The sequence below is a fragment of the Corynebacterium freneyi genome (assembly GCF_030408835.1).
Lineage (GTDB): Bacteria > Actinomycetota > Actinomycetes > Mycobacteriales > Mycobacteriaceae > Corynebacterium > Corynebacterium freneyi.
This window is the reverse complement of record NZ_CP047357.1, coordinates 1,478,883-1,504,004: the sequence shown is the minus strand read 5'-3', so window position 1 is coordinate 1,504,004 and position 25,122 is coordinate 1,478,883. Positions and strand designations below refer to the sequence as shown.

General features: G+C 70.3%; 23 protein-coding genes. All 23 read right to left on the bottom strand.

Going from position 1 to position 25,122, the window contains the following annotated elements; genetic code table 11:
* Positions 1-9: 9 nt before the first annotated feature.
* The 23 genes from uvrC to CFREN_RS06740 all read right to left on the bottom strand — a co-directional run bounded on the left by uvrC (position 10) and on the right by CFREN_RS06740 (position 25,002).
* The gene (uvrC, locus tag CFREN_RS06850; RefSeq protein ID WP_070522379.1) at positions 10-2,043 is read right to left on the bottom strand and encodes an excinuclease ABC subunit UvrC; all 2,034 of its coding nucleotides are present in this window, start codon (positions 2,041-2,043) and stop codon (positions 10-12) included.
* On the bottom strand, positions 2,043-2,528 hold the full coding sequence (locus tag CFREN_RS06845) for a PH domain-containing protein (protein ID WP_246580197.1): 486 nt from the start codon (positions 2,526-2,528) through the stop codon (positions 2,043-2,045). Before CFREN_RS06845 ends, uvrC begins: the two co-directional genes overlap by 1 nt.
* A gap of 5 nt (positions 2,529-2,533) precedes the next feature.
* The gene (ribH, locus tag CFREN_RS06840; protein ID WP_070522382.1) at positions 2,534-3,007 is read right to left on the bottom strand and encodes a 6,7-dimethyl-8-ribityllumazine synthase; all 474 of its coding nucleotides are present in this window, start codon (positions 3,005-3,007) and stop codon (positions 2,534-2,536) included.
* A complete protein-coding gene (locus CFREN_RS06835; protein WP_396022093.1) occupies positions 3,004-4,263 on the bottom strand; it encodes a bifunctional 3,4-dihydroxy-2-butanone-4-phosphate synthase/GTP cyclohydrolase II in 1,260 nt (419 codons plus the stop codon). Before CFREN_RS06835 ends, ribH begins: the two co-directional genes overlap by 4 nt.
* A 10-nt stretch (positions 4,264-4,273) precedes the next feature.
* Complete coding sequence (locus tag CFREN_RS06830; RefSeq protein WP_070522388.1) at positions 4,274-4,873, bottom strand: riboflavin synthase; 600 nt, start codon at positions 4,871-4,873, stop codon at positions 4,274-4,276.
* A gap of 150 nt (positions 4,874-5,023) precedes the next feature.
* Entirely contained in the window at positions 5,024-6,109 is a 1,086-nt protein-coding gene (ribD, locus tag CFREN_RS06825) for a bifunctional diaminohydroxyphosphoribosylaminopyrimidine deaminase/5-amino-6-(5-phosphoribosylamino)uracil reductase RibD (RefSeq protein ID WP_070522392.1), read from the bottom strand.
* Positions 6,110-6,155: 46 nt separating this feature from the next.
* Complete coding sequence (gene rpe / locus CFREN_RS06820; RefSeq protein ID WP_070522395.1) at positions 6,156-6,836, bottom strand: ribulose-phosphate 3-epimerase; 681 nt, start codon at positions 6,834-6,836, stop codon at positions 6,156-6,158.
* A gap of 32 nt (positions 6,837-6,868) precedes the next feature.
* On the bottom strand, positions 6,869-8,341 hold the full coding sequence (locus CFREN_RS06815) for an RsmB/NOP family class I SAM-dependent RNA methyltransferase (RefSeq protein ID WP_209652949.1): 1,473 nt from the start codon (positions 8,339-8,341) through the stop codon (positions 6,869-6,871).
* Positions 8,342-9,271, bottom strand: coding sequence for a methionyl-tRNA formyltransferase (fmt, locus tag CFREN_RS06810; protein ID WP_209652951.1), 930 nt, complete (start codon positions 9,269-9,271; stop codon positions 8,342-8,344). It lies immediately after the preceding gene.
* 5 nt (positions 9,272-9,276) lie between these two features.
* Positions 9,277-9,780 (bottom strand): peptide deformylase, encoded by a 504-nt coding sequence (def, locus tag CFREN_RS06805; protein WP_070522404.1) that lies wholly within the window; start codon positions 9,778-9,780, stop codon positions 9,277-9,279.
* A gap of 100 nt (positions 9,781-9,880) precedes the next feature.
* On the bottom strand, positions 9,881-11,914 hold the full coding sequence (locus tag CFREN_RS06800; protein WP_209652953.1) for a primosomal protein N': 2,034 nt from the start codon (positions 11,912-11,914) through the stop codon (positions 9,881-9,883).
* 51 nt (positions 11,915-11,965) lie between these two features.
* Positions 11,966-13,204, bottom strand: a complete 1,239-nt coding sequence (metK, locus tag CFREN_RS06795) for a methionine adenosyltransferase (protein ID WP_209652955.1) — start codon at positions 13,202-13,204, stop codon at positions 11,966-11,968.
* Positions 13,205-13,318: 114 nt separating this feature from the next.
* A complete protein-coding gene (coaBC, locus tag CFREN_RS06790; RefSeq protein ID WP_209652958.1) occupies positions 13,319-14,572 on the bottom strand; it encodes a bifunctional phosphopantothenoylcysteine decarboxylase/phosphopantothenate--cysteine ligase CoaBC in 1,254 nt (417 codons plus the stop codon).
* A 12-nt stretch (positions 14,573-14,584) separates the two neighbouring features.
* Positions 14,585-14,866 carry a DNA-directed RNA polymerase subunit omega gene (rpoZ, locus tag CFREN_RS06785; RefSeq protein ID WP_209652960.1) on the bottom strand — a complete coding sequence of 94 codons (282 nt, stop codon included), beginning with the start codon at positions 14,864-14,866 and terminating at the stop codon, positions 14,585-14,587.
* Between the two features lie 154 nt (positions 14,867-15,020).
* Entirely contained in the window at positions 15,021-15,590 is a 570-nt protein-coding gene (gmk, locus tag CFREN_RS06780) for a guanylate kinase (RefSeq protein WP_209652962.1), read from the bottom strand.
* Between the two features lie 5 nt (positions 15,591-15,595).
* Positions 15,596-15,919: an integration host factor, actinobacterial type gene (mihF, locus tag CFREN_RS06775; RefSeq protein ID WP_035123998.1), complete on the bottom strand. Its 324-nt coding sequence runs from the start codon at positions 15,917-15,919 to the stop codon at positions 15,596-15,598.
* A 354-nt stretch (positions 15,920-16,273) separates the two neighbouring features.
* Positions 16,274-17,155: an orotidine-5'-phosphate decarboxylase gene (gene pyrF / locus CFREN_RS06770; protein ID WP_209652964.1), complete on the bottom strand. Its 882-nt coding sequence runs from the start codon at positions 17,153-17,155 to the stop codon at positions 16,274-16,276.
* Positions 17,156-17,162: 7 nt separating this feature from the next.
* Positions 17,163-20,504, bottom strand: a complete 3,342-nt coding sequence (gene carB / locus CFREN_RS06765; RefSeq protein ID WP_209652966.1) for a carbamoyl-phosphate synthase large subunit — start codon at positions 20,502-20,504, stop codon at positions 17,163-17,165.
* Positions 20,505-20,507: 3 nt separating this feature from the next.
* Positions 20,508-21,680 carry a glutamine-hydrolyzing carbamoyl-phosphate synthase small subunit gene (carA, locus tag CFREN_RS06760; RefSeq protein ID WP_246580196.1) on the bottom strand — a complete coding sequence of 391 codons (1,173 nt, stop codon included), beginning with the start codon at positions 21,678-21,680 and terminating at the stop codon, positions 20,508-20,510.
* Positions 21,681-21,739: 59 nt separating this feature from the next.
* On the bottom strand, positions 21,740-23,122 hold the full coding sequence (locus tag CFREN_RS06755; protein WP_425321487.1) for a dihydroorotase: 1,383 nt from the start codon (positions 23,120-23,122) through the stop codon (positions 21,740-21,742).
* Positions 23,119-24,075 (bottom strand): aspartate carbamoyltransferase catalytic subunit, encoded by a 957-nt coding sequence (locus CFREN_RS06750; protein WP_035123990.1) that lies wholly within the window; start codon positions 24,073-24,075, stop codon positions 23,119-23,121. Before CFREN_RS06750 ends, CFREN_RS06755 begins: the two co-directional genes overlap by 4 nt.
* On the bottom strand, positions 24,072-24,671 hold the full coding sequence (gene pyrR, locus CFREN_RS06745) for a bifunctional pyr operon transcriptional regulator/uracil phosphoribosyltransferase PyrR (RefSeq protein ID WP_070521952.1): 600 nt from the start codon (positions 24,669-24,671) through the stop codon (positions 24,072-24,074). Before pyrR ends, CFREN_RS06750 begins: the two co-directional genes overlap by 4 nt.
* Positions 24,672-24,792: 121 nt before the next feature.
* Positions 24,793-25,002, bottom strand: a complete 210-nt coding sequence (locus CFREN_RS06740; protein WP_209652968.1) for a hypothetical protein — start codon at positions 25,000-25,002, stop codon at positions 24,793-24,795.
* Between the last annotated feature and the right edge of the window lie 120 nt (positions 25,003-25,122).

The window sequence follows — 25,122 nt, the reverse complement described above, 5'->3', positions numbered from 1 at the left end:
GCGTCCACCCTACGTGCGATCGCCGTGCAGCGCTTCGTGCACGGACTGCGCCAGGGCGGGGCCGAATCCGGGCACTTCGCGGATCTCGTCGACGGTGGCGCGCTTGAGCTTGGCCACCGAGCCGAAGTGCTTGACCAGTTCCGACCTGCGCTGCGGCCCCAGGCCCTTGATGTCGTCGAGGACCGAGGCCCGCATGCGCTTGGACCGCTGCTGCCGGTGGTAGCCGATGGCGAAGCGGTGGGCTTCGTCGCGGATGCGCTGCATGAGGTACATCGCCTCGGAGTTGCGCGGCAGGATCACCGGTTCGTCGTCGCCGGGCACCCAGATTTCCTCGAGTCGCTTGGCCAGTCCGACGAGGGTGACGTCGGTGACGCCGAGGTCGTCGAGGACCTCCTGCGCGGCGGCGACTTGGGGCGCACCGCCGTCGACGATGAACAGGTTCGGCGGGTAGGCGAACTTGCGCCCGCTGACCGACTCCTCCACGACGCTTTGCGACGACCCGTCGGACTCTCCCGCAGCCTCTTCCTCGAACATGACCGATTCGTCGTCGGGCACGGCGAGCTTGTCTTCGGCGTGGCGGCGGAAGCGGCGGCGAACGACCTCCGCGATGGAGGCGACGTCGTCGGAGCGGCCATCGCCGGCGGCGTCCTTGATGCGGTAGCGGCGGTAGTCGACCTTGCGGGGCAGACCGTCTTCGAAGACGACGAGTGAGGCCACGACGTCTGTGCCCTGGATGTGCGAGATGTCCGTGCATTCGATGCGCAGCGGGGCCTCGTCCATGAACAGCGCGTCGCGAATGCCCTCCAATGCCTGGGAGCGGGCGGTGAGGTCGCCGCTGCGCTTGATCTTGTGCTGGGCCAGGGCCTCGACCGCGTTTCGGTGGACGGTCTCCAACAGGGCCTTCTTGTCGCCGCGTTGGGGAACGTGGACGTCGACGGCGGTGCCGCGGATGTCGCGCAGGAAGCTTTCGACCTCATCCGCGTTTTCCGGCGAGACCTGGACGAGAATCTGCCGCGGCACGGCGTCGGCGGCTCCGTTGGAGTCGTCTCCGTCGACCTTCGCGTGCTCGGCGGCGTCGCCGTAGAACTGCGTGAGGAACGTGGACAGCAACTTCGGCAACGCGGGATCCGGCGCGTCGTCCGGCAACGGACCGGTCTCCGAGTCGCCGGACTTTTCGACGACCCAGCCGCGCTGGCCGTGGATGCGGCCCCGGCGGACGTGGAAGATCTGCACCGCCGCCTCCAACTCGTCGGTGGCGAAGGCGATGAAGTCCGCGTCGGTGGCGTCGCCGAGGACGACGGCCTGCTTTTCCATGACCTTCTCCACCGCGGCGAGATCGTCGCGGATCTTCGCGGCCTTTTCGAAGTCGAGCTCCTCGGCGGCGGCGTTCATGTCCCGGCGCAGCTGCGCGGTCAGCGGCCCGGTGTTGCCGGCCATGAAGGAGATGAAGCCGTCGACGATCTCGCGGTGCTCCGCGGCCGACACCCGACCGACGCAGGGCGCCGAGCACTTGTCGATGTACCCGAGCAGGCAGGGCCGGCCCAGCTGCTGATGACGGTTGAAGACGCCCTTCGAACACGTGCGGGCCGGGAACACCCGGATGAGCAGGTCGAGCGTTTCCCGGATGGCCCAGGCGTGGGAATAAGGGCCGAAGTACCGGACGCCCTTGCGGCGCGGGCCGCGGTAGAGGAACATCCTCGGGAACTGCTCGCCGACGCTGACGGCCAGCATCGGGTAGCTCTTGTCGTCGCGGTACATGACGTTGAACCGCGGGTCGTAGCGCTTGATCCAGGTGTACTCCAGTTGGAGAGCCTCGACCTCGGTGCGCACGACGGTCCAGATCACCTTCGACGCCGACAGCACCATTTGCCGCGTGCGCGGGTGCAGATTCGCGACGTCCTGGAAATAGTTCGACAGCCGGGCGCGCAGGTTCTTCGCCTTGCCGACGTAGAGGACGCGGCCGCCGTCGTCGAGGAAACGGTAAACGCCCGGCTCAACCGGGATGGTCCCCGGCGCCGGGCGGTACGTGGAGGGATCCGCCATCAGTCTTCCGGCATGTAGCGGTCCTCGAGTTCGCGGAAGCGGCGCACGGCCTCCACGACTGCGGCGCCGTCGCGGGCCTGCAGCGCCCACATGGGCACGAACTCGAACTCGGGCAGCTCCAGGCGGGCCCACCGGGAATCGGCCGGGAAGCTCAGGCCGTGGACGACGTCCCACGGGTAGAACCGGGCGCCCAGGAAGTTGCGGACCTCGACGCCGCGGGAGTTGACGCGCACGCGGGGACGCAGCATCAGCAGGCATGCGGCGGAGATGACCAGGCCCAGAATCGGAAACGCCAGCACGTCGATCGGCGTGACCTGGGCGCCGGTGTCGCCGACGTCGACGACGAAGCCCATGAAGATGTGCACCGCCATGACCACCGCCACCGAGCCCCAGGCCCACAGCTTCATGGTCCTGGAGGTGACCTCCAGCTCCCAGCCCGAATCCGTGCGGTCGGCCGTCTTGTTGTCGCTCTTGTTGTCGCTCACGTCGTTCACTCCTCGCCCAGGGCGCGCAGCAATGCCGCGGTGTGCAGCGCGGCGATGGTGGCCTCTCGGCCCTTGTCCTCGACCGAACCCGGCGCACCCGACCGGGCCACCGCCTGCTCGTGCGTGTCGCAGGTCAGCACGCCGTTGCCGACGGGCGTGCGATGGTCGAGCGAAACCCGCGTCAAGCCCTCGGTCACCGAATCGCAGACGTAATCGAAGTGGGGCGTGCCACCGCGGATGACGCATCCCAGCGCGACCACCGCGTCGTGATCGTCGGCAAGCGCCTGAACGACCACCGGAAGCTCCAGGGCGCCGACGACCGTGTAGTCGTGGACCAGCGCGCCGGCCCCGGATGCCGCCTCGATCGCGTTGGCCCGAAGCTGGCCCGTGATGTCGGCGTTCCAGTGGGCGGTGACGATGGCGACGCTCATCCCCTCCGCGTCGGGAATCTCGATGTCGGGCAGTCCGGCTCCGCTCACTTCTTCTCCTCCTGATCGCCTTCGCCACCAATGTAGTCGGACAGCCACGGCAGGTCATGCCCCATCCGCTGCTGCTTGGTGGTCAGGTACCGCACGTTGTCCGCGTTGACCTCCACGGGCACCGGCACGCGGCGGCTCATCTCCAGGCCGTAGCCGCCCAGGCCCGCCCGCTTGGTCGGGTTGTTGGTCAGCAGCGCCATCGACCGCACGCCGAGATCCCGGAGGATCTGCGCGCCCGTGCCGTACTCGCGGGCGTCGGCGGGCAGGCCCAGCTTCAGGTTGGCGTCGACGGTGTCGGCGCCCTCGTCCTGCAGGTGGTACGCCTCGAGTTTGTGCATGAGACCGATGCCCCGGCCCTCGTGGCCCCGCATGTACAGGATGACGCCCCGGCCCGCGGCCTGGACGATCTCCATCGACTTGTGCAGCTGCTGGCCGCAGTCGCAGCGCCGCGAACCGAAGACGTCGCCGGTCAGGCACTCGGAATGCACGCGCACCAGGACATCCGAGCCCTCGTCGGAGGCGGGATCGCCGACGACCAGGGCGACGTGCTCCACGCCGTCGACGAGACTGCGGTAGCCCACCGCCCGGAACTCCCCGAACTCGGTGGGCATCCGGGTCTCCACGACCCGCTCCACCAAGTGCTCGTGGCGGCGGCGGTACTCGATGAGCTGCTCGATGGAGATCAACGCCAGACCATGCTCGTCGCAGAACCTGCGCAGCTCCGGAGTGCGGGCCATGCCGGTCGGATTCTCTTCGGACACGACCTCGCACAGCACGCCGGCCGGGCGCAGACCCGCGAGGCGAGCCAGGTCCACCGCGGCTTCGGTGTGGCCGGCCCGGGTGAGCACGCCGCCCTCCTTCGCGCGCAGCGGCACGACGTGGCCGGGGCGCGTGAACTCCGTCGCCGTCGAGTTTGCGGCGGCGAGCCGTTGGATGGTGTACGCGCGGTCGGCGGCCGAAATGCCGGTCGACCCGGTCGCCGCGTCGACGGTGACCGTGTACGCGGTGCCGCGGACGTCCTCGTTGCGGGCCACCATGGGCGGCAGCCCCAACCGGTCGCAATCCGCGCCGGTCAGGGGCGCGCAAATGTATCCCGAGGAGTACCGCACCGTGAAGGCGACCAGCTCCGGCGTCGCCTTCTCGGCGGCGAAGATGATGTCGCCTTCGTTTTCGCGGTGCTCGTCGTCGACGACCACCACGGCCTTGCCGGCGGCGATGTCGGCGATGGCCCGTTCCACGCTGTCCAGTTCAATCACGGCCATGAGCTTATCGGGGCAGCAATTTCTCGATGTACTTGGCCACCGCGTCGACCTCCAGATTCACCGTCGCGCCGGCGTCGAGCGTGCCCAGGACGGTGTCGGCCAGCGTCGTCGGGATGAGGCTGACCTCGAACCACCGCGCACCGGCGTCGCCGCCGAGGGCCGAGACGGTCAGCGACGTGCCGTCCACGGCGATCGATCCCTTTTCGACGACGTAGCGGTCGAGGTCGTCGGGAAGCGAGATGCGAACGACCTCCCAGTGCTCGCCGGGCGTGCGCGACACGATCGCGCCGGTGCCGTCGACGTGGCCCTGGACGATGTGGCCGCCGAGGCGTGCGCCGGCGGCGACGGCGCGTTCGAGGTTGACGGGCGAGCCCACGGCGAGACCGCCCAGGCTGGTGCGGTCCAGGGATTCCTGCATGACGTCGGCGGTGAAGCCGGTCTCGTCGAACTCGGCGACGGTCAAGCACACTCCGTTGACTGCGATGGAGTCGCCGAGCTTGGCGTCGGAGACCGCGGTCGTGCAGCCGATGGTGAGGCGAATGGCGTCGCCCTGGTCCTCGATCGCGGCCACGCGGCCGAGCTCCTCGACGATTCCGGTGAACACGGGTGGTCGTTCCTCTCTGGTGTTCGGTGCCGGCGTCTCCGGCGTGGGTTTCTTCGATTGGTGTGTGTTCGGTTGTGAACGGTATTGATCGGTTCGGCTCGGGCCCGTCCGGCACGCGGGGTCATGCGGCGATCGGCCGAGCCTCGACGATCAATTGCGGCGCACGGACCTGACGAGCACGTCGTCGCCGAGCAGTTCGACGCCGACGGTGCGGAACCGGACGATGTCGTCGACGGTCGTCGCCGCTCCGGTGTCCACCACCGCGGTGCCCGCCCCGAGCAGCCCCGGCGCGATGTAGGACTCGACGGCGTCGACCAGGCCGGCCTCCAGGAACGCGCCGGCCAGTCGGGGGCCGCCCTCGACGAGGACGTCGATCATGCCGAGGTCGGCGAGGACGTCGACGACCTGGGACATGTCGCGGGTTTGGATGTGCCGGAACATGTCGGTCGACGCGATCGCCGGATCGACGCGCTCGCCCGGCAGGAACCCCCCGCGGATGGCGGCGTCCTCCGGGATTTCCTTGCGGCCCACTGCCACGCGCAGCGGCTGGTTGGGGTACGGAACTCCCTGCGGGTCGCGGGCGGTCAGTCGCGGGTCGTCGGCGAGGACGGTGCCGGTGCCGACGATGATGGCGTCGCGGCGCGAACGGTCGACGTGGACTCGCGCCCGGGCCGCTTCACCGGTGATCCACTGCGAGGAGCCGTCCGTGGCGGCGGCGAGTCCGTCGACGGTGCCGGCGGTCTTCAAGGTGATGTGCGGGCGGCGGGTGGCCTGCCAGTGCAGCCACGGGCGCAGGACGCCGTCGGCGATCTCGCCGCGCAGGGTCCCGCCGATGACGGTGACTCCCCTGGCGTCGAGCCAGTCCGCCCCGCCGGCGGCGACGGGGTTGGGATCCGCGACGCCGTAGATGACCTTCGCCACTCCGGCGTCGAGCAGTTCCCCGGTGCACGGGCCGGTGCGCCCGTGGTGGTGGCAGGGCTCGAGCGTGACGACGGCCGTGCCTCCCCGGGCCCGCTCCCCGGCCGCTTCCAGGGCCTGGGCCTCGGCGTGGGGTCCGCCGACCGGATCGGTGCCGGCGACGGCGACCGGAATGCCGGAGGCGTCGAGGATGACGCAACCGACGGGCGGGTTCGGCGACGTGGTGCCGCGCACGCGCTCGGCTGCGGCGATGGCGGTGCGCATCGCCTGGTCCGGCGACAGCGCCGACGCGGCGACGAGGTCGGTGAACAGGGGCATGGCGGCCTCGACTTTCCTGGTTGACGTTTCCGGGCGGCGATCCCGGCTAGTTGTCGCCGTCGCGCTGGCGGCCCTCGACGGCCAGCGCGCGAAGTTCGTTGACGGCGTCGTTGGGCACCTCCGCGCCGTAGACGGCGGAGCCCGCGACGAAGGCGTCGCAACCGGCCTCGGCCGCGTCGGCGATGGTCCCGGCGCCGATGCCGCCGTCGATTTCGATGATGGTGCCCAGCCCGCGAAGGTCGATCTGGTTGCGCAGGATGCGGACCTTCTCGAGCTGCTCCGGCATGAACGATTGCCCGCCGAAGCCGGGCTCGACGCTCATGACCAGCACCAGGTCGAATTCGTTGAGGTGCTCCAGCCACGGCTCGATCGGCGTGCCGGGGCGGACGGAAATGCCCGCGCGGACGCCGGCCTCGCGCAATTTGCGGGCCAGGGCGACGGGGTCGGGCGAGGCTTCGACGTGGAAGGTCACCCCGGCGGCGCCGGCGTCGACGTAGCCGTCGACCCACTTTTCGGGCTCCTCGATCATGAGATGCACGTCGAGGGGCTTGTCGGTCACCTTCGCCACGGCGGCCATGACGGGCACGCCGAAGGAGAGGTTGGGCACGAAGTGGCCGTCCATGACGTCGATGTGGATCCAGTCGGCGTCGGAGACCGCGTCGATTTCCCGGTCGAGTCGGGCGAAGTCGGCGGCGAGGATCGAGGGCGCGATGATCGGGGTGCTCATACCCCCACAGCCTACCGCGCCCCCGAACCGGGCTACGCGGGCTTGCGCAGCACGGCGAAGAACATCGCGTCGGTGCCGTGGCGGTGCGGCCACATCTGCACCGACGGGCCGTCGCCGACGTCGCCCATCGGTTCGACGAGCGCGCGGCCGTCGAGTTCCTCCAGTCCCAGTCGGCGGACGGCCCGGTCGATGGCGCCGCGGGTTTCGCGCAGGTGCGGCGAGCACGTCGAGTAGACGATGATGCCGCCCGGGCGGGCGAGTTTCGCCGCCGATTCCAGCAGCTCGCCCTGAAGTTTCGTCAGGGCGGGCAGATCGTCGGTGGATTTGCGCCAGCGCGCCTCGGGGCGTCGGCGCAGCGATCCGAGGCCGGAGCACGGCGCGTCGACGAGGATGCGGTCGTATCCGGGTTCGAGTCCGGGGTCGCGCCCGTCGGTGACGTGCACGGTGACGGGCAGTCCCCGCACGGAGTTTTCGACGAGGCCGGCGCGCTTCTTCACCGGTTCGACGGCGTCGACGGTCGCGCCTTCGATTGCGGCGATGCCGCCGAGGAAGGCCGCCTTGCCGCCGGGGCCCGCGCACAGGTCGAGCCAGCGGCCGCCGTCGTCGCCGTCCAGGGGGGCCATGGTGACGGCACGGGCGATGAGCTGCGAGCCCTCGTCCTGCACGGCGGCCAGCCGCTCCTTGACGGGCGCCAGGTCGCCGGGGTCGCCGGATTCCAGGCGCACGCAGTACGGGGACCACGGGCCTTCTTCGCCGCCGGTGATGAGGGCCAGCTCTTCCGCGGAGATCTCTCCGGGCTTTGCGACGAGATGGACGATCGGTCGTGCATCATCGGCCGCCAAGGCGTCTGCGAGTTCTCCGGCGCGGGATCCCAGCGCCTGGGCGAAGGCGTCGGCGATCCAGCGGGGATGTCCGTGCTTGAGCGCCAGGTGCCCCACCGGATCGCGGCCGGCGTCGGGGGCGACCTCGGCCGCCCATTCCTCCTCGGTCTTGCGGGAGACCGTGCGCAGGATGGCGTTGACGAAGCCCTTCGCCCCGACCTTGCCCGCGCCGATGACCGCGCGCACCGACGTGTCGACGGCGGCGTGGGCGCCGACGCGGGTGCGTAGCAGCTGGTAAGCGCCGAGGCGCAGCACGTCGAGGACCTCGGGGTCGATCTGGTCGAGCGGACGCGTCGACGCCTCCGCCAGCACGGCGTCGAGCAGGCCCTGCGCGCGCAGGGTGCCGTAGGTCAGTTCCGTGGCGAAGGCCGCGTCCCGGCCGGTGATGTTCCGGGCGCGCAGTTCCTTCGGCAGCGTGAGGTTGGCGTAGGCGCCGTCGGTTCGGACGGCTCCGAGGACGTCGAGCGCGACCTGGCGCGGGGCGTCGATGGCGCTGGCCTTGCGACGCTGGCCGCCCTGATTCCCATGGTTGCTCTGGTTGCCCCGTTGGTCCCGTCCGCGCTGTCCGCGTCGCTGTCCGGCGGCGTTGCGGCGGCGGGTGTTCTTCGAGCGCCGTTCGGGCATTTAGACCATCGTCCCCTCGTCCGGTCGGGCGCCGCGCGCCCAGTCCACCGCGTTCATCATCCGCTTGCCCGGGGGCTGCACCTGGCCCAACGCCACGGCGGTGCCGCCGCCCGCGCCGACGAGGACGCGCTTCTTCTCCACGCGGATGCGGCCTTCGCCGAGTTCAGCGTCGGCGTCGAGCGGGGTGACCGGCCCGACCTTGATGCGGTCGTCGCCGAGCATCGTCCACGCACCCGGCGCCGGGGTGTGGGCGCGGATGCGGCGATCGATGAGGTGCGCCGGCCTCGACCAGTCGATGCGGGCATCGTCCGGCGTGATCTTCGACGCGTGGCTGACCCCGTCGTCGGACTGCGGCTCGGGGCGCAGGCGACCGGCCTCCAGGCCGTCCATCGTGGCCGCCAACAGCGTCGCGCCGGAATCGGCGAGACGGGTGAGCAGATCATCGGCGGTGTCGGTGGGCTTGATCGTCTCCGTGACCGTGCCGAACACCGGCCCGGTGTCCAGGCCCTCCTCGATCAGGAACGTCGAGGCCCCCGTGATCTCGTCGCCGGCGGCGATGGCCGCCTGCACCGGCGCGGCGCCACGCCACGCGGGCAACACCGAGAAGTGCAGGTTCACCCAGCCGTGGCGGGGCAGGTCCAGCAGATCCTTCGGCACGAGGTTTCCGTACGCCACCACGGGAATGCAGTCCGGGGCGAGTTCGGCCAAACGGGCCCGCGCGTCGTCGTCGGCAAGCGACGTCGGCTCGATGACCTCGATGCCGTGCTCCACCGCAACGGCCTTGACCGGCGACGGCTTGAGGGAACGGCCCCGCCCGACGCGGGCGTCGGGACGGGTGAGCACGGCGACGACCTCGTGGCCGGGATGCTCGATGAGCGCACGCAGCGCGGCAACGGCGGGCTCCGGGGTACCGGCGAAAATCAGGCGCATGTCCCCTACTTCCCGGCCAGGAACCAGTCGGTGGAGCGCAGCTCCCGCATCGCCGCCTTGCGTACGTCGGGGGTCAGGCGCTTGAGGAAGAGCACGCCGTCGAGGTGATCGGTCTCGTGCTGGATGCACCGCGCCAGCAGGCCCTCCGCCTCGATGGTCACCGGGGTGCCCGTGCGATCCTGGCCGGTGGCTCGGACGCGCAGGTACCGCTCGGTCGGGGCGTCGATGCCCGGGATGGACAGGCACCCCTCGTCGGAGACCTCGGTCTCCTCTCCGATCGGCTCCCACACCGGGTTGACCAGCTCGCCGCGGCGATCGTCGCAGTCGTAGACGAAAATGCGCTGCAGCACGCCGACCTGATTGGCGGCCAGGCCGACGCCGCCGGCGGAATCCATCGTCTCGAGCATGTCGTCGGCGAGGTGGGCCAGCTTCGCGTCGAAGGCCGTGACCTCGTCGGCGCGGGACACCAGGACGGGGTCCCCGAACAAGCGGATTTCTCGGACGGACATGCTTCGCATCAGCTCCTGCGGATGATCGGTGTGGGCCGGGCGGTCGGCGATTGCGCCCGGAATCGAAGCACGATGCTACCCCACCGGCGGGTTTCGCCCGCTACCCGAAGCGCGCCGGGTCGACGATGACGCGCACCGGCGCCGGATCCCTGCGGGCGGCGCGCACGCCCCGGGCGGCCCGCAGCGCCCGGCCGAGCTCCCGGGCCCGCGAGCGCTCCACTCGCACGAGCAGCCGACGCACCGGCGTGCCGGGTTCGATGCCCGCCGGCGGCCGTCCCCCGGGCGGCATGTCGACCGGGCCGAGGATTTCCGCGCCCTCCGGCGGCTCGAAATCTGCCATGAAGCGCTCCACGCCCTCGGCGGTGCCGTCGATCGCCGCCATCCTCGTCGCCGGAGGCAGTCCGGCGGCGTCGCGGTCGGCGAGTTCCCGGGCGGCGGCGCCGGTGACGTCCCACGTGAGCAGGTCGCCCACCACCGGCACGGCGGCGTCGGCGTCGATGACCACGTGTCCGCCCGCAGCCGCCGGCCGCACCAGATGCACCGCCCGCGCCCACGTGGCCATCGCCTCCTCCTGTGCCCGCAGGTCCTGGCGGTTCATCGTCGCCCACGTGTCCAGGATCAGCGCCGCACCGTAACCGCCGGGCACCTTCGGCTCGGCGCCGGGAGTGGCCACGACGATCCGCGCCCCGCCCTTGACTTCGTCGAGGATCCGCTCCCCCGACGACGAGATCACCGGATGCGGCCGGAACGTGCGCCCCAGTTCCTCGGCGGTGCGGTCGGAGCCGATGATCACCGGGCGGATCCTCGTGCCGCCGCAGGAGTGGCATCGGTGCCGCACGTCGACTCGGCCGCACCAACGGCACGTCGGCGGTGCGGCGTCGCCGGCCATGTCGGGCGACGGGCCATGCGGAATCTCCAACGGCCCATTGCAGTGCCGGCACCGTGCGGGCGTCCCGCACCGCGCGCACGCCAACGTGGGCACGTATCCCTTGCGGGGCACCTGGACCAGCACCGGCAGATCGTCGCGCAGCGCCGCGGCGGCGATGCGGAATGCCGCGGCGGGCAACCTGCCGCGGGAGACGTCCTCGGGATCGGCCCCGGTGTCGGCGGTGGCGACGATGTCGGGCATGCGGGCGGTCAACGTCTCCACCGTGGGCACCAGTCCGTGGGCCCACCCGGACTCGACGAGCAACTCCACCTCGGCCGTGCGCGTCGCCGACGCGAGGATCAGCGCGCACCCCTCCAACGCCGAGCGGGTGACCAGCACGTCGCGGGCGTGGATGTACGGGGCGCGGGGATCGACGAGATTGTCGTCGCCGTCGTCGAGGATGACCGCCAACCGCAGATTACGCACCGGCGCATACGCCGCCGACCGAGTGCCCACCACCAGGCGCCCCTGCCCGTGCAGGATGTCCAGGTAACGCCGATACCGCGATTCGGGGCCGAGGCCGGCGGCGAGCGTCGTGATCTGCCGGGGGCTGACCAACTCCCGCAGAGCCGCCTCGACCGCGTCTAGCGCCCGCTGATCCGGCACGACGACGAGCACCCCACCGCCGTCGCGGGCGACCGTCACGGCCAACTCGGCCAACCGCGCGGCCACGTCCTCCCCCGGTGCCGGATGCCACGCCGCCCTGGCGTGGGCCCCGGAGCGCACCGCCCGCACAAAAGACCCTCCGAAGGCGTAGGCGTTCCATGCCGACAGGTCGACGTCGTCAAGCTCCAGCCGCCCCAACTCCTCCCACGACGGCCCCGGACCCGCGCCACGCGCCTTCTCCGCCCGCGCATGCCGCGACGGAACCGCCGAACGGATGATGTCCGACCGCACGCCCGCGTACAGCTCCGCCAGCGAATCGACCAGCGCCGCCAACTGCGGCGGATACACCACCTCCGGCGACACGACGTCCTTGATCGGCGTCAGCGCCCCCTCATGCTCCGCCGACGCCGCCCGCTCCAACACGATGCCGTTGACCAGCTGCCCCGCGAACCGGATGCGCACCCGCGTGCCCGGCAGCGCCTGCGCCGACAACGTCTCCGGCACCGAATAGTCGAAAAGCCGGTCCAGCTGCGGCAACCCCAGCAACGGCAAAACCCGGGCCACCGGCCGGTCGGCCATGGTGTCCCGGGTCGTCGTCATGGCAACCCATCTTAGAGACGGGCCGCCGCGAATGCCCCATCGACGGAGGCGCTACACGCCCGCCGCCGCACGCAGCTCCGTCACACGGTTGACCCGCTCCCACGGCAGGTCCACGTCGGACCGGCCGAAGTGACCGTAGGCCGCGGTCTGCGCGTAAATCGGGCGCTTGAGCTCCAGCTCCCGGATGATCGCCGCCGGACGCAGGTCGAACACCTTGCGGATCGCGTCCTCGATGGTGCGGCGGTCCACGGTGCCCGTGCCGAAGGTTTCCACGTACAGGCCCACCGGATTCGCGCGGCCGATGGCGTAGGCCACCTGCACCTCCACGCGGTCGGCGAGGCCGGCGGCGACGACGTTCTTGGCCACCCAGCGCATGGCGTACGCGGCGGAACGGTCGACCTTCGACGGGTCCTTGCCCGAGAACGCGCCGCCGCCGTGGCGGGCCATGCCGCCGTAGGTGTCGACGATGATCTTGCGGCCGGTCAGGCCGGCGTCGCCCATCGGGCCGCCGACGACGAACGAACCCGACGGGTTGATCAGCAGCGTCAGTTCCGACACGTCGAGGTCCGGCAGGCCCTCGGCGCCGAGCACCGGGTCGATGACCTCGCGGCGCAGGTCCTCCTCCAGCCGGGCATGGGTGACGCCCGGGTTGTGCTGGGTGGAAATGACCACGGTATCCAGCGCGACCGGCACGTCGTTGTCGTCGTAGCCGACGGTGACCTGGGTCTTGCCGTCCGGCCGCAGGTAGTCGAGGGTGCCGTCCTTGCGCACCTCCGTCAGGCGGCGGGCCAGACGGTGCGCCAGCGCAATCGGCAGGGGCATCAGCTCGGGAGTCTCGCGCACGGCGTAGCCGAACATGAGGCCCTGGTCGCCGGCGCCGGCGCGGTCGTCGGCCTCGATCTCGCCGCCGGAGCTGCGGGACTCCAGCGACTCGGTGACGCCGTCGGCGATCTCCGGGGACTGCTCGCCGATGGACACCGACACGCCGCAGGTGGTGCCGTCGAAGCCCTTCTCCGACGAGTCGAAGCCGATCTCCATGAGGCGACGGCGGACGATGCGCGGGATCTCGACGTAACCGGTGGTGGACACCTCGCCGACGACGTGGACCAGGCCGGTGGTCACGACGGTTTCGACGGCGACGCGGCTGTCCGGGTCGACCTCGAGCAGGGCGTCGAGGATCGCATCGGAGATCGAGTCGCAGATCTTGTCCGGATGCCCCTCGGTGACGGATTCGCTGGAGAACAGGCGAAGGTCGTGAGCCACGGAAAGCCTTCCTAACCGCGCGGTCATTTCCCGCCGCGCCGGGTTCGTTGTCTGGGTACCCGCCGAATCATAGACCAAGCGGTTCATTCGGTACCGCAGGGGGTGCCGGTGACGGGGCGTGTCGCGTGACGACGCCCGTCGTCAAGCCCGAGCGGCCGCAGTGCGGGACACGGCGTCGAGGATGCGCGACGCCACGGCGTGCTTGGAACCGCGCGGCACCTCGTCGACCGAGCCGTCGGCGGAGAGGATCCATCCGACGTTGTCTTCGGCGCCGAAGGTGGCGCCGCCGGAGACGTCGTTGCACATGAGCAGATCGCAGCCCTTGCGGGCGAGCTTCGCGGTGGCATGCTCCAGCGGCGTGGCGGTCGCGTCGCCGGTCTCCGCCGCGAAGCCGACGATGATCGTGTCGGCGTCGAGCTCGCCGTCGGCGCGACGGCGGACGGTGGCGGCGAGGATGTCGGGGTTCTCCACCAGGTCGATGCGCGACAGGGCGTCGTCGGACGCGCCCTTCTTCAGTTTGGCGTCGGACTCGGAGGCGGAACGGAAATCGGCGACCGCGGCGGCCATGATGACCACGTCGGCCCCCTGCGCCTCCTGCGCCACGGCGGCGTCGAGATCGCGGGCCGAGGTGATCGACCGCAGCGTCACGCCGGGCGGGGTGTCCAGCGCGTCGACGGCGCCGGCGATGAGGGTGACGTCGGCGCCGCGCTGGGCGGCGACGTCGGCCAGGGCGAATCCCTGGCGGCCGGAGGAATGGTTGCCGATGAAGCGCACCGGGTCGATGGCCTCCCGGGTGCCGCCGGCGGTGATGACGACCCGCTTGCCCTCGAGATCGCGGGTGAACGCCGCGGGCTCCTCCACGGCCAGCAGCGCGAACTTGGCGATCTGCTCCGGCTCCGGCAGACGCCCCGGGCCCGTGTCGACGCCGGTGAGCCGGCCGTGCGCGGGATCGAGGACGATGGCGCCGTGGCGGCGCAGGGTGGCGACGTTGTCGCGGGTGGCGGGATGGTTCCACATCTCGGTGTGCATGGCCGGCGCGTAGACGACCGGGCACGTGGCCACCAGCAACGTCGCGGTGAGCAGGTCGTCGGCGCGGCCGTGGGCCGCCCGCGACATCAGGTCGGCGGTGGCCGGAGCCACGACGACGAGATCGGCCTCCTGGCCGACGCGCACGTGGCGGACCTCGTCGACGGCGTCGAACACCTGGGTCGACACCGGGTTGCCCGACAGCGCCTCGAAGGTGGCGGCGCCGACGAAGTTGAGGGCCGAAGGCGTGGGCACCACGCGAACGGAATGCCCGCGTTCGGTGAAGGCCCGCACGAGGTGGCACGCCTTGTAGGCGGCGATCCCCCCGGACACCCCGACGACGACGTTGAGCCGACCATCACCCGCCATGTCCCAGCCCGCCTAGCCCTCGGTGTGCTCGAGCAGGCCGGCGTTGATCTCGCGCAGCGCGATGGACAGCGGCTTCTCGGCCACGCCCGGGGTCACCAGCGGGCCGACGTACTCGAGCATGCCCTCGTCGATCTGCTGGTAGTAGTCGTTGATCTGCCGGGCGCGCTTGGCCGCGAAGATCGCCAGCGCGTACTTCGACGAGGCGGTCTTGAGCAGCTCGTCGATCGGCGGGTTGGTGATGCCGACCGGCGGGTCGAAGACGGCTTCGGGGGCGGCGGTGCTGTCCTGGGTCACTGTGACGATCTCCCTGTCCTGGTAGTGAAAGCCTGTATGTGAACCGCATGCGGCGAAGGCATGCGAGCCGGGTCCCGGCGACGGTTCCCCGGCGTGTGAAAAACCGGCGGCGGCGTCGGAATGGCGAACCATTCCGGCTCCGACCGCCGGCGGGTCATTTCCCGAGCAGTGCCGCGCTGATTTCAGCGACCGCCCGGTCGACGTCCTCGTTGACGACCCTCTGGTCGAACTCGCCCATCGCGTCCATCTCGGTGCGCGCCGTTTCCAGCCTGCGCTTGATGTGCTCCTCGGATTCCGTGCCGCGGCCGGTGAGCCGCTCCACGAGAACCTCCCAGCTGGGAGGGGCGAGGAAAAGCAGGTGCGCGTCCGGAGAGGACTGCCGGATCGACCGGGCTCCGGCGAGGTCGACCTCGACGAGCACCGGACGGCCGGCGGCGAGTGCCTCCTCCACGGGGCGTCGGGGGGTTCCCGAACGCTGCAGGCCGCCATGGATGTCGGCCCATTCCAGCATCTCGCCGGCCCCGATGCGCCGGTCGAATTCCTCGCGGTCGACGAAGAAGTAGTCCCGGCCGTCGACCTCGCCCGGGCGCGGGGCCCGCGTGGTCATGGAAACGCTGAAGTAGAGGTCCGGGACCTCGGCGCGGAGCCGGTCGACGACGGTCGACTTGCCCACGCCGGCGGGTCCGGAAAGAACCACGAGGCGAGAAGCGGAGTCCCCGGACATGGCGATTACTCGGCGGAGAAGCCGAAGCGCTCCAGCAGGGCGCGACGCTGGCGGTCGCCGAGGCCGCGCAGACGGCGGGTCTGGGCGATCTCCAGGTCGGTCATGATCTCCTGGGCCTTGACCTTGCCGACCTTCGGCAGAGCCTCGAGAAGAGCGGAGACCTTCATCTTGCCGATGATCTCGTCCTCGTCGGCCAGCTTCAGGACCTCGGGCAGATCGGTCGCACCGCGCTTGAGCTTGTCCTTCAGCTCGGCGCGGACCTTGCGGGCCTGGGCGGCCTTCTCGAGGGCGGCTGCACGCTGCTCGGGGGTCAACTGCGGAAGGGCCACGGGTTCCTCCGTTAAAAAAATTAGACGTTTCGGAATGGTCCGGTCATTTGGACCGGAGGTGACCGTACCTCACCAACACGAATTCGTGTCAATGTGCCGCGCGTGTCGTCCGGGTGGGAGACATCACGCGGCCCTTCGTGCGACCGGCGGCTGCTTTGCGACGACCTGCGGAATCTCCGGTGAGGAACCTCCGCGGCCGTGTGGGCCGCCGACCGGCGCGATGGCCGATCAACTCCGGCAATCATAGCACCGGTTGCCGCAGCGCAAGAACCGCCGTCCCGGCTCAACCTCCGTCTAACGGCTGGTGGCTGGGCTGGAACGGCGGTTCGCGGCGTACGGGTCGAGGCGTCTGCGCTATGCGGGGTACTCCCCCGCCGCGTCGGCGACGGCGCGTGCGAGCGCCTCGGGGTTCGGCCCGTGGCGCAGGATGCCCCGCGAGATGTTCGGCAGCGCCAACCGGGCGCAATCGCCGGCGAGCCTGTCCACGTCCTCCGGGCCCGCGCCCTGGGCGCCGACGCCCGGCATGAGGATGGGGCCGTTCAACTCGTCGAGGCGCGGCGCACGGTCGAGGGTGGCGCCGACGACGACGCCGACGGGGCCGCACTCGTCGCCCGCCGAGATGTGCGGCGCGTTGCGCCCGGCCGCGCGATCGACGATGTCCTGCGACAACGCCACGGACGCGCCGTCACGGTCGATCACCGCGTCCTGCACCGACCGGCCCTCCGGATTGGAGGTCGCCGCCAGCACGAACACCCCGCGGCCGGTGTCCTCCGCCAGCGACAGCGCCGGTTCGAGGGAACCGAAGCCCAGGTACGGCGACACCGTCACCGCGTCGACGGCCAAGGGGGAACCGTCGGAAAGCCATGCGTCGGCGTAGGCCGCCATGGTCGATCCGATGTCGCCGCGTTTGGCGTCGGCCAGCGTCAGGGCGCCGCCGTCGGCCAAGTCCGCCAGCGCCCGCTCGAGGATCGCGAAACCCTTCGATCCGTACGCCTCGTAGAAGGCGACCTGCGGCTTGACCAGCGCGACCGTGCCCGCGAAGGCTTCGACGCAGATGCGGGTGAAGGTCTCCACGCCCGCGGCGTCGACCGTCAACCCCCAGTCGCGCAGCAGCGACGGGTGCGGGTCGATGCCCGCGCACAGGCGTCCACGCTGCTTTGTCGCGGCGACGAGACGCGAACCGAAGCTCGCGCGCCCGGCGTCGGCCGAAGAAGCGGAGGTGGCGTTATCCGGCACCGCGCACCTACTGACCGAGGACGTGCAGGTCCTGGAGGGCCCGCACCTCCATCTCGTTGTTGCGCACCGCGGAAATGCCCTGGACCGCCGCGACGGCGCCCTGGACCGTGGTGACGCACGGGATGTTCATGGCCACCGCCGCCGCGCGGATCTCGTAGCCGTCCGAGCGGACGTCGGCGGAACCGACCGGGGTGTTGATGACCAGGTCGACCTCGCCGCCGCGGATGACGTCGACGATCGTCTTCTCGCCGGCGACCTCCGGGCCATCCTCGGTGAGCTTGTTGACGACCTCGCACTCGATGCCGTTGCGGCGCAGCATGCCCGCCGTGCCGTGGGTGGCCAGGATTCGGAAGCCGAGGCCGGCCAGGCGCTGGATCGGGAAGACCAGCATGCGCTTGTCGCGGTTGGCCAGCGAGACGAACACCGTGCCTTCGGTGGGCAGCTCGCAGTAGGCTCCGGCCTGCGACTTCGCGTACGCCGCACCGAAGTCGCCCGCCAGGCCCATGACCTCGCCGGTGGACTTCATCTCGGGGCTGAGCAGGCTGTCGAGCTCACGGCCGTCCGGGCTGCGGAAGCGGTTGAACGGAAGCACGGCCTCCTTCACCGCGATGGGTGCCTCCGGCGGCAGCGAACCGCCGTCGACGTCGCGCGGCAGCATGCCCTCCTCGCGCAGCTCGGCGATGGTGGCGCCCATCATGACGCGGGACGCGGCCTTCGCCAACGGCACCGAGGTGGCCTTCGACACGAACGGCACCGTGCGGGATGCGCGCGGGTTCGCCTCGATGACGTAAAGGGTGTCGTCGCGCAGGGCGTACTGGACGTTCATCAGGCCCTTGACGCCGATGCCGTGCGCCAGCTTGCGGGTGGACTCGCGGACCAGGTCGATGATGCCCTGGCCCAGCGTCATCGGCGGCAGCGCACAGGCGGAGTCGCCCGAGTGGATGCCGGCCTCCTCGATGTGCTCCATGACTCCGCCCAGGTAGACCTCGTCGCCGTCGCACAGGGCGTCGACGTCGATCTCGATGGCGTTGTCCAGGAACCGGTCGACCAGCACCGGGTGCTCGTCGGAAAGCTCCGTGGCGCGGTTGATGTAGTCCTCCAGCGTGGCCTCGTCGTAGACGATCTCCATGCCGCGGCCGCCCAGGACGTAGGACGGGCGCACCAGCACCGGGTAGCCGACGGAGTCGGCGATGTCGCGCGCCTCCGCGAAGGAGGTGGCGGTGCCGAACTTCGGGGCCGGCAGATCGGCGGCGGCGAGGACCTTGCCGAACTCGCCGCGGTCCTCGGCCAGGTCGATGGCGGCCGGGGTGGTGCCGACGATGGGCACGCCCGCCGCCTCGAGGCGCTGCGCCAGGCCCAGCGGCGTCTGGCCGCCCAGCTGGACGATGACGCCGGCGACGGTGCCCGACTGCGACTCCGCGTGGTAGACCTCCATGACGTCCTCGAACGTCAGCGGCTCGAAGTAGAGGCGGTCGGCGGTGTCGTAGTCCGTGGACACGGTCTCCGGGTTGCAGTTGACCATGACGGTCTCGTAGCCGACGCGGGACAGCTCGAGCGCGGCGTGGACGCAGGAGTAGTCGAACTCGATGCCCTGGCCGATGCGGTTCGGGCCGGAGCCGAGGATGATGACCTTCTCCTTCTCGGTCTGCGGCGTGACCTCGGACTCGGCGGCCGGGTCGAGTTCGTAGGCCGAGTAGTGGTACGGGGTCTTTGCCTCGAACTCGGCGGCGCAGGTGTCAACGGTCTTGTAGACCGGGTGGACGCCCAGGCGCCAGCGCAGCAGGCGCACGCCCTCTTCGCCGGCGAGCTCCGGGCGCAGCGCGGCGATCTGGACGTCGGACAGGCCCCAGTACTTCGCCTCGCGCAGCAGATCCTCGTCGACGACGGAGGCCTCGAGCAGGGCGGTGCGAATGTCCTGCAGGTTTTCCATCTCGGTGATGAACCACGGATCCAGGCCGGAGGCCACGTGGATCTGGCCGACGGTGGCGCCGAGGCGCTGGGCCAGCTCCACGTCGTAGATGCGGCCCTCGGTCGGGCGCTTGAGGTCCGCCAGCACGGCGTCGACGTCGGTGGCGCGGTCGCCGGCGAAGTACTCGTCGGGCTGGGTCCAGAAGCCGGCGGGCTTGGACTCCAGCGAACGCATGGCCTTGCCGAGGGCGCCGATGTAGTTGCGGCCGATGGCCATGGCCTCGCCCACGGACTTCATGGTCGTGGTCAGGGTGTCGTCGGCGCCCGGGAACTTCTCGAAGGCGAAGCGCGGGGCCTTGACGATGACGTAGTCCTGCACCGGCTCGAAGGCCGCCGGGGTCTCGCCGGTGATGTCGTTGGTGATCTCGTCGAGCGTGTAGCCGATGGCCAGCTTCGCGGCGATCTTGGCGATCGGGAAGCCGGTGGCCTTCGACGCCAACGCCGAGGAACGCGACACGCGCGGGTTCATCTCGATGGTGATGAGGCGGCCGTCGCGCGGATTGAGGGCGAACTGGATGTTGCAGCCGCCGGTGGCCACGCCGACCTCGCGGAGGATGGCGATGCCCTGGTCGCGCATGACCTGGTACTCGCGGTCGGTCAGCGTCAGGCCCGGGGCCACGGTGACCGAGTCGCCGGTGTGGACGCCCAGGGCGTCGACGTTTTCGATGCAGCAGATGACCACGACGTTGTCGTCGCCGTCGCGCATGAGCTCGAGCTCGAATTCCTTCCAGCCGAGGATCGACTCCTCGATGAGGACGTTGGCCTCCGGCGAGGCGGCGAGGCCGCCGCCGGCGATGCGCTCCAGGTCCTCCTCGGTGTACGCCAGGCCGGAGCCCAGGCCGCCCATCGTGAAGGAGGGACGGACGACGACGGGCAAGCCCAGTTCCTTGACGGTCTCGTGGACCTCGTCCATGTTGTGGCACACGCGGGAGCGGGCCGACTCGCCGCCGATCTTGGCGACGATGTCCTTGAACATCTGGCGGTCCTCGCCACGCTGGATGGCGGGGATGTCCGCGCCGATCAGCTCGGCGCCGTACTTCTCCAGAATGCCCTCGCGGTCCAGCGCGATGGCGGCGTTGAGCGCGGTCTGGCCGCCGAGGGTGGCCAGCACGGCGTCGATCGGGTGACCTTCCGCGGCTTCCTTGGCGAAGATCTTCTCGATGTAGGACGTCTGGATCGGCTCGATGTAGGTGGCGTCGGCGAACTCGGGGTCCGTCATGATCGTCGCCGGGTTGGAGTTGATCAGCGTGACGCGCAGCCCCTCCTCGCGGAGGACGCGGCACGCCTGGGTGCCGGAGTAGTCGAACTCGCAGGCCTGGCCGATGACGATCGGACCGGAACCGATGACCAGGACGTGATTGATGTCGTTGCGGCGAGGCATGTTCTAGTTCTGGCCTTCCTGGTTGTTCGAGCCGGCGCGGTCCATCAGCGCCATGAAGTCGTCGAAGAGGTTGTGGGCGTCATGCGGGCCGGCCGCCGACTCCGGGTGGTACTGCACGGAGAAGGCCATGCCCGACTCGAGCGCGACGCCCTCGACGGTGTCGTCGTTGAGGCAGGTGTGGGTGACGCGGGCCGGGCCCCACGGGGTGTCGAAGCTCTCGCCCGCGGTGCCCTCGAGGGCGAAGCCGTGGTTCTGGGCGGTGATGTAGATGGTGCCGGTGACGTGGTCCTTGACCGGCACGTTGATGCCGCGGTGGCCGAAGCGCATCTTGTAGGTGTTCAGGCCCAGGGCGCGGCCGAGGATCTGGTTGCCGAAGCAGATGCCGAACAGCGGCATGCCGTCGTCCAGGGCGTTCTTGGCCACCTGGACCATCGCGTCGGCGGTGGCCGGGTCGCCTGGGCCGTTGGAGATGAACACGCCGTCCGGGTCGTGGTCCTTCTTGATCTGCGGGTACGGGGTGTTCGCCGGCACGACGACGACCTTGGCGCCGCGCTTGGCCAGCTCCCGCGGGGTGTTGGCCTTGATGCCGAGGTCGTAGGCCACGACGGTCGCCGTCGGCTCGCCCTCGGGTTCGATGACGTAGGTCTCCCCCGCCGTGACCTCTTCGGACAGGTTCGCGCCGGCCATCGACGGCTGCGCGCGGACGATCTCGACGAGTTCGTCGACGGGCTTGGCGGCGTCGTCGCCGGAGAAGATGCCCGCTGCGATGGAGCCGTGGTCGCGGATGTGGCGCACGAGGGCGCGGGTGTCGATCTGGCGGATGCCGATGAGGCCCTGCGCGACCATTTCGTCGACCAGCGTCCGCTTGGTGCGCCAGTTCGACGGCGCGCGGGACAGGTCGCGGATGACGTAGCCTGCGGCCCAGATGCGGCCGTCGCGGGACTCGGAGTCCTCGTCGTTCCAGCCGGTGTTGCCGCTCTGCGGCGGCGTGGCGACGATGATCTGCCGGTGGTACGACGGGTCGGTCAGGGTTTCCTGGTAGCCGGTCATGGCGGTGGTGAAGACCGCCTCGCCGAGGGTCGTTCCGGTGGCGCCGAAGCCTCGGCCGCGGAAGACCTTGCCGTCGGCGAGGACCAGGACCGCGGGGGTGTTCTTGTCCGCGGGGGCGTTGCTCACGTGGCTGCCTTTCTCGATGTTCTCCGCATGGAGCATGTCGTCTTTGTGGTGCTTGCCCATCAGGCGTCGGCCTTTCCGTCGAGGGCCGTGACGCGGCCGCGCAACACGGTGGCGGCGACGGAGACGGCCATCTCCATGTCTTCGTAGGGGGTGTTTTCGGCCTTCGACGCCAGGTCGGCGCCGCGGACCGTCCAGGGGCGGCCGGGGTCGACGACCGTGAGGTTCGCGGGCTCGCCGACGGCGATGGGGCGTCCGTGGCCGGGCAGGCGGACGATCTCCGCCGGCCGTTCGCTCATGACCTTCGCCAGCCAGCGCCAGTCGCAGGGCCCGTCGAGGACGAACTCCTTCGCGATGATCGGCAGCGAGGTCTCCAGGCCGAGCATGCCGGGCTTGGCGTGCTCGAATTCGCAGCACTTCTCTTCCGAGCCGTGCGGCGCGTGGTCGGTGGCCACGCAGTCGATGACGCCCTCGATGAGCGCCTCGCGCAGCGCCGCCGCGTCGCGGTCCTCGCGCAGGGGCGGGTTGACGCGGTTGACGCCGTCGAAGGTCTCGAGGCGGGCGTCGGTGAGGATCAGGTGATGCGGGGTGACTTCCGCCGTCAGCGGGATGTCGCGTTCCTTCGCCCACTTGACCAGTTCCACGGTGCCTTCGGTCGACGCGTGGCAGATGTGCATGCGTCCGCCGTAGTCGCGGGCCATGATCGCGTCGCGGGCGACGATGGACTCCTCGGCCACACGCGGCCAGCCGCCCAGCCCCAGGCGGGCGGCGGTCGGCCCCTCGTGGGCGACGGCGCCCTTGGTCAGGCGGGGATCCTCGCAGTGCTGGGCCAGCAGGACGTCCTCGCCGCGGGCGTACTCGATGGCGCGGCGCATGATCTGCGGGTCGTCGACGCACTTGCCGTCGTCGGAGAACATGCGGACCTTGGCCTGCGAGTCGGCCATCATGCCGAACTCCGTCAGGCCCTGGCCCTTGAGTCCCTTGGTGATGGACCCGACCGGGTGGACGTCGCACAGGCCGATGGCCTGGGCCTTGAGCCACACCGACTCGGCGATGGCGGGGTCGTCGGTGACCGGCGCGGTGTTGGCCATGGTGAACACGGCGGTGAAGCCGCCGCGCGCGGCCGCGGCCGAACCGGTCGCCAGGGTTTCGGTGTCCTCGCGGCCCGGCTCGCGCAGGTGGACGTGGATGTCCACGAGCCCGGGCAGCAGGATCAGCGAATCGAAGTCGAGCACCCGTGCGCCCTCGCCGGCCTCGACGTCGGCGCCGATGGCGGCGATGACGCCGTCGCGGATGAGGACCTTGACGTCCTCGCCTTCGCCGTAGGGGCGCACGCCGGTCAGCAGGAGCTCGCCGGGCGCGGCGGCGGCCAGGGGGCCGACGGGCGGGAACGCGGAATCGTCGTGGTGGTTCCCGGTGGTGGTTCCGGTCGTCGTTCCGGTCACTGTGCCGCTCCTTCCGGGGAGAACGAGGTTTCGGCCGTCAGCAGCGTGAACAGCACCGCCATGCGGACGTGTACGCCGTTGGACACCTGCTGCAGCACCGCGGTGCGCGGCAGGTCGGCGACGTGGTCGTTGATTTCCATTCCTCGGAGCATGGGGCCCGGGTGCATGACGACGCAGTCGTCGCGAAGCAGCTTCTCCCGGTCGCGGGACAGGCCGTACCGGGTGGCGTACTCGCGGTGCGACGGGAAGAATCCGCCGTCCATCCGCTCGGCCTGGACGCGCAGCATCATCACCGCGTCGGCGTCGGGCAGTTCCGGCTCCATGCGGTGGGCCACGCGCACCGGCCAGTTCTCCACGCCGAAGGGCAGCAACGTCGGCGGCGCGACGAAGACGACCTCAGCACCCAGCGCCGACAGCAGGTCCGCGTTGGACCGGGCGACGCGCGAGTGCAGGATGTCGCCGACGATGACGACCTTGCGGCCCTCGATGCCGCCGAGTCGCTGGCGCAGCGTCACGGCGTCGAGCAGCGCCTGCGTCGGGTGCTGGTGCTTGCCGTCGCCGGCGTTGATGATCGCCGGCTGCTGACCGTGCTTGCCGGTCCAGTCGGCGATGAGCTTGGCCGCGCCCGACGCCGGGTGGCGCACGACGATGGCGTCGGCGCCGATGGCGTCGAGGGTCAGCGCGGTGTCCTTGAGGCTTTCGCCCTTCTTCACCGACGACGACGACGCCGAAATGTTGATCACGTCGGCGCTCATCCACTTGCCCGCGGTTTCGAACGACGCGCGGGTGCGGGTCGAGTTCTCGTAGAAGCAGGTGAAGATGGTGCGGCCGCGCAGCGTCGGCAGCTTCTTGATCTCGCGGCCCGCCAGGGCCTCCCGGAAACGGTCGGCCTCGTCCATGAGACCCACGATCTCGTCCTTGGACAGATCGGCGATGCTCAGCAGATGCTTCACGACGCCCGCGTCCTGCTCAGGATCACCGCGTCGCGGCCGTCGATGTCCTCGACGAGGACCCGGACGTCCTCGTGGCGGGCGGTCGGCAGGTTCTTGCCCACGTAGTCGGCGCGGATCGGCAGCTGGCGGTGGCCGCGGTCGACCAGCACGGCCAGCTGGATGATGTCCGGGCGCCCGATGTCGTTGAGCGCGTCGAGTGCGGCCCGGATGGTGCGTCCTGAAAAAAGCACGTCGTCGACCAGCACCACGATGGTGCCGTCGATGCCGGCGTCGGGGATCCGCGTCGGCTGCAGCGCGCGGTGCGGGCGGTTCCGCAGATCGTCGCGGAACAGCGTGATGTCCAGGGAGCCGGTCTCCGGCTTCACCCCGGAGTACTCTTCGATGCGCTCGGCCAGCCGTTCGGCCAGGGGCACGCCGCCCGACGGGATGCCCAGCAGCACCACCCTCGGCGCGCTCGATCCGTCCAACGCGGTCTTTTCGATGATCTGGTGCGCGATGCGCGCGACGGTCCGACCGACCTCGTCGGCGTTCAGCAGTTCCGTCGTATCTGCGGAAGTGCCGTCCACCGGGGTCGCCGGGTTCGTGTTGTCGCTCATCGTGACCTCCTTCCCCGCCTCTCCGTGCGGTCCGTTAAAGGATGTCCCGTGATTGCCCACGGTTACGGCTGCGATCCTACCAGCCGCCCCGGGCCAAACCGTCCAGCCCCCGGCCCCTGAGTCAGGGCGCGCCGAAGGAAAACGCCATGAGCGGCACCATGACGATGATGGGCCACAGGATGGCCACGGCGGCCAGCACGATCAGCCACGTCTTGCGCAGCCAAAGCGCACCGGCCAGGCCGGCGATGTTGAGCGCCCACGCCCACGGGTTGGCGAACATGTCGGCCATGTTCCCGACCGTCTGCACCACGATGGAGGCGACGAGCAACAAGGCTACGCAAACTACGAGCCAAACTGGTATATCTCCGGATGGTTTGAACTTAGTAGTCATCATTTCTGACTCGTCAGCTTTGCAATTCAGTGCCACTGGCAACTCTTAACTGACAACTCT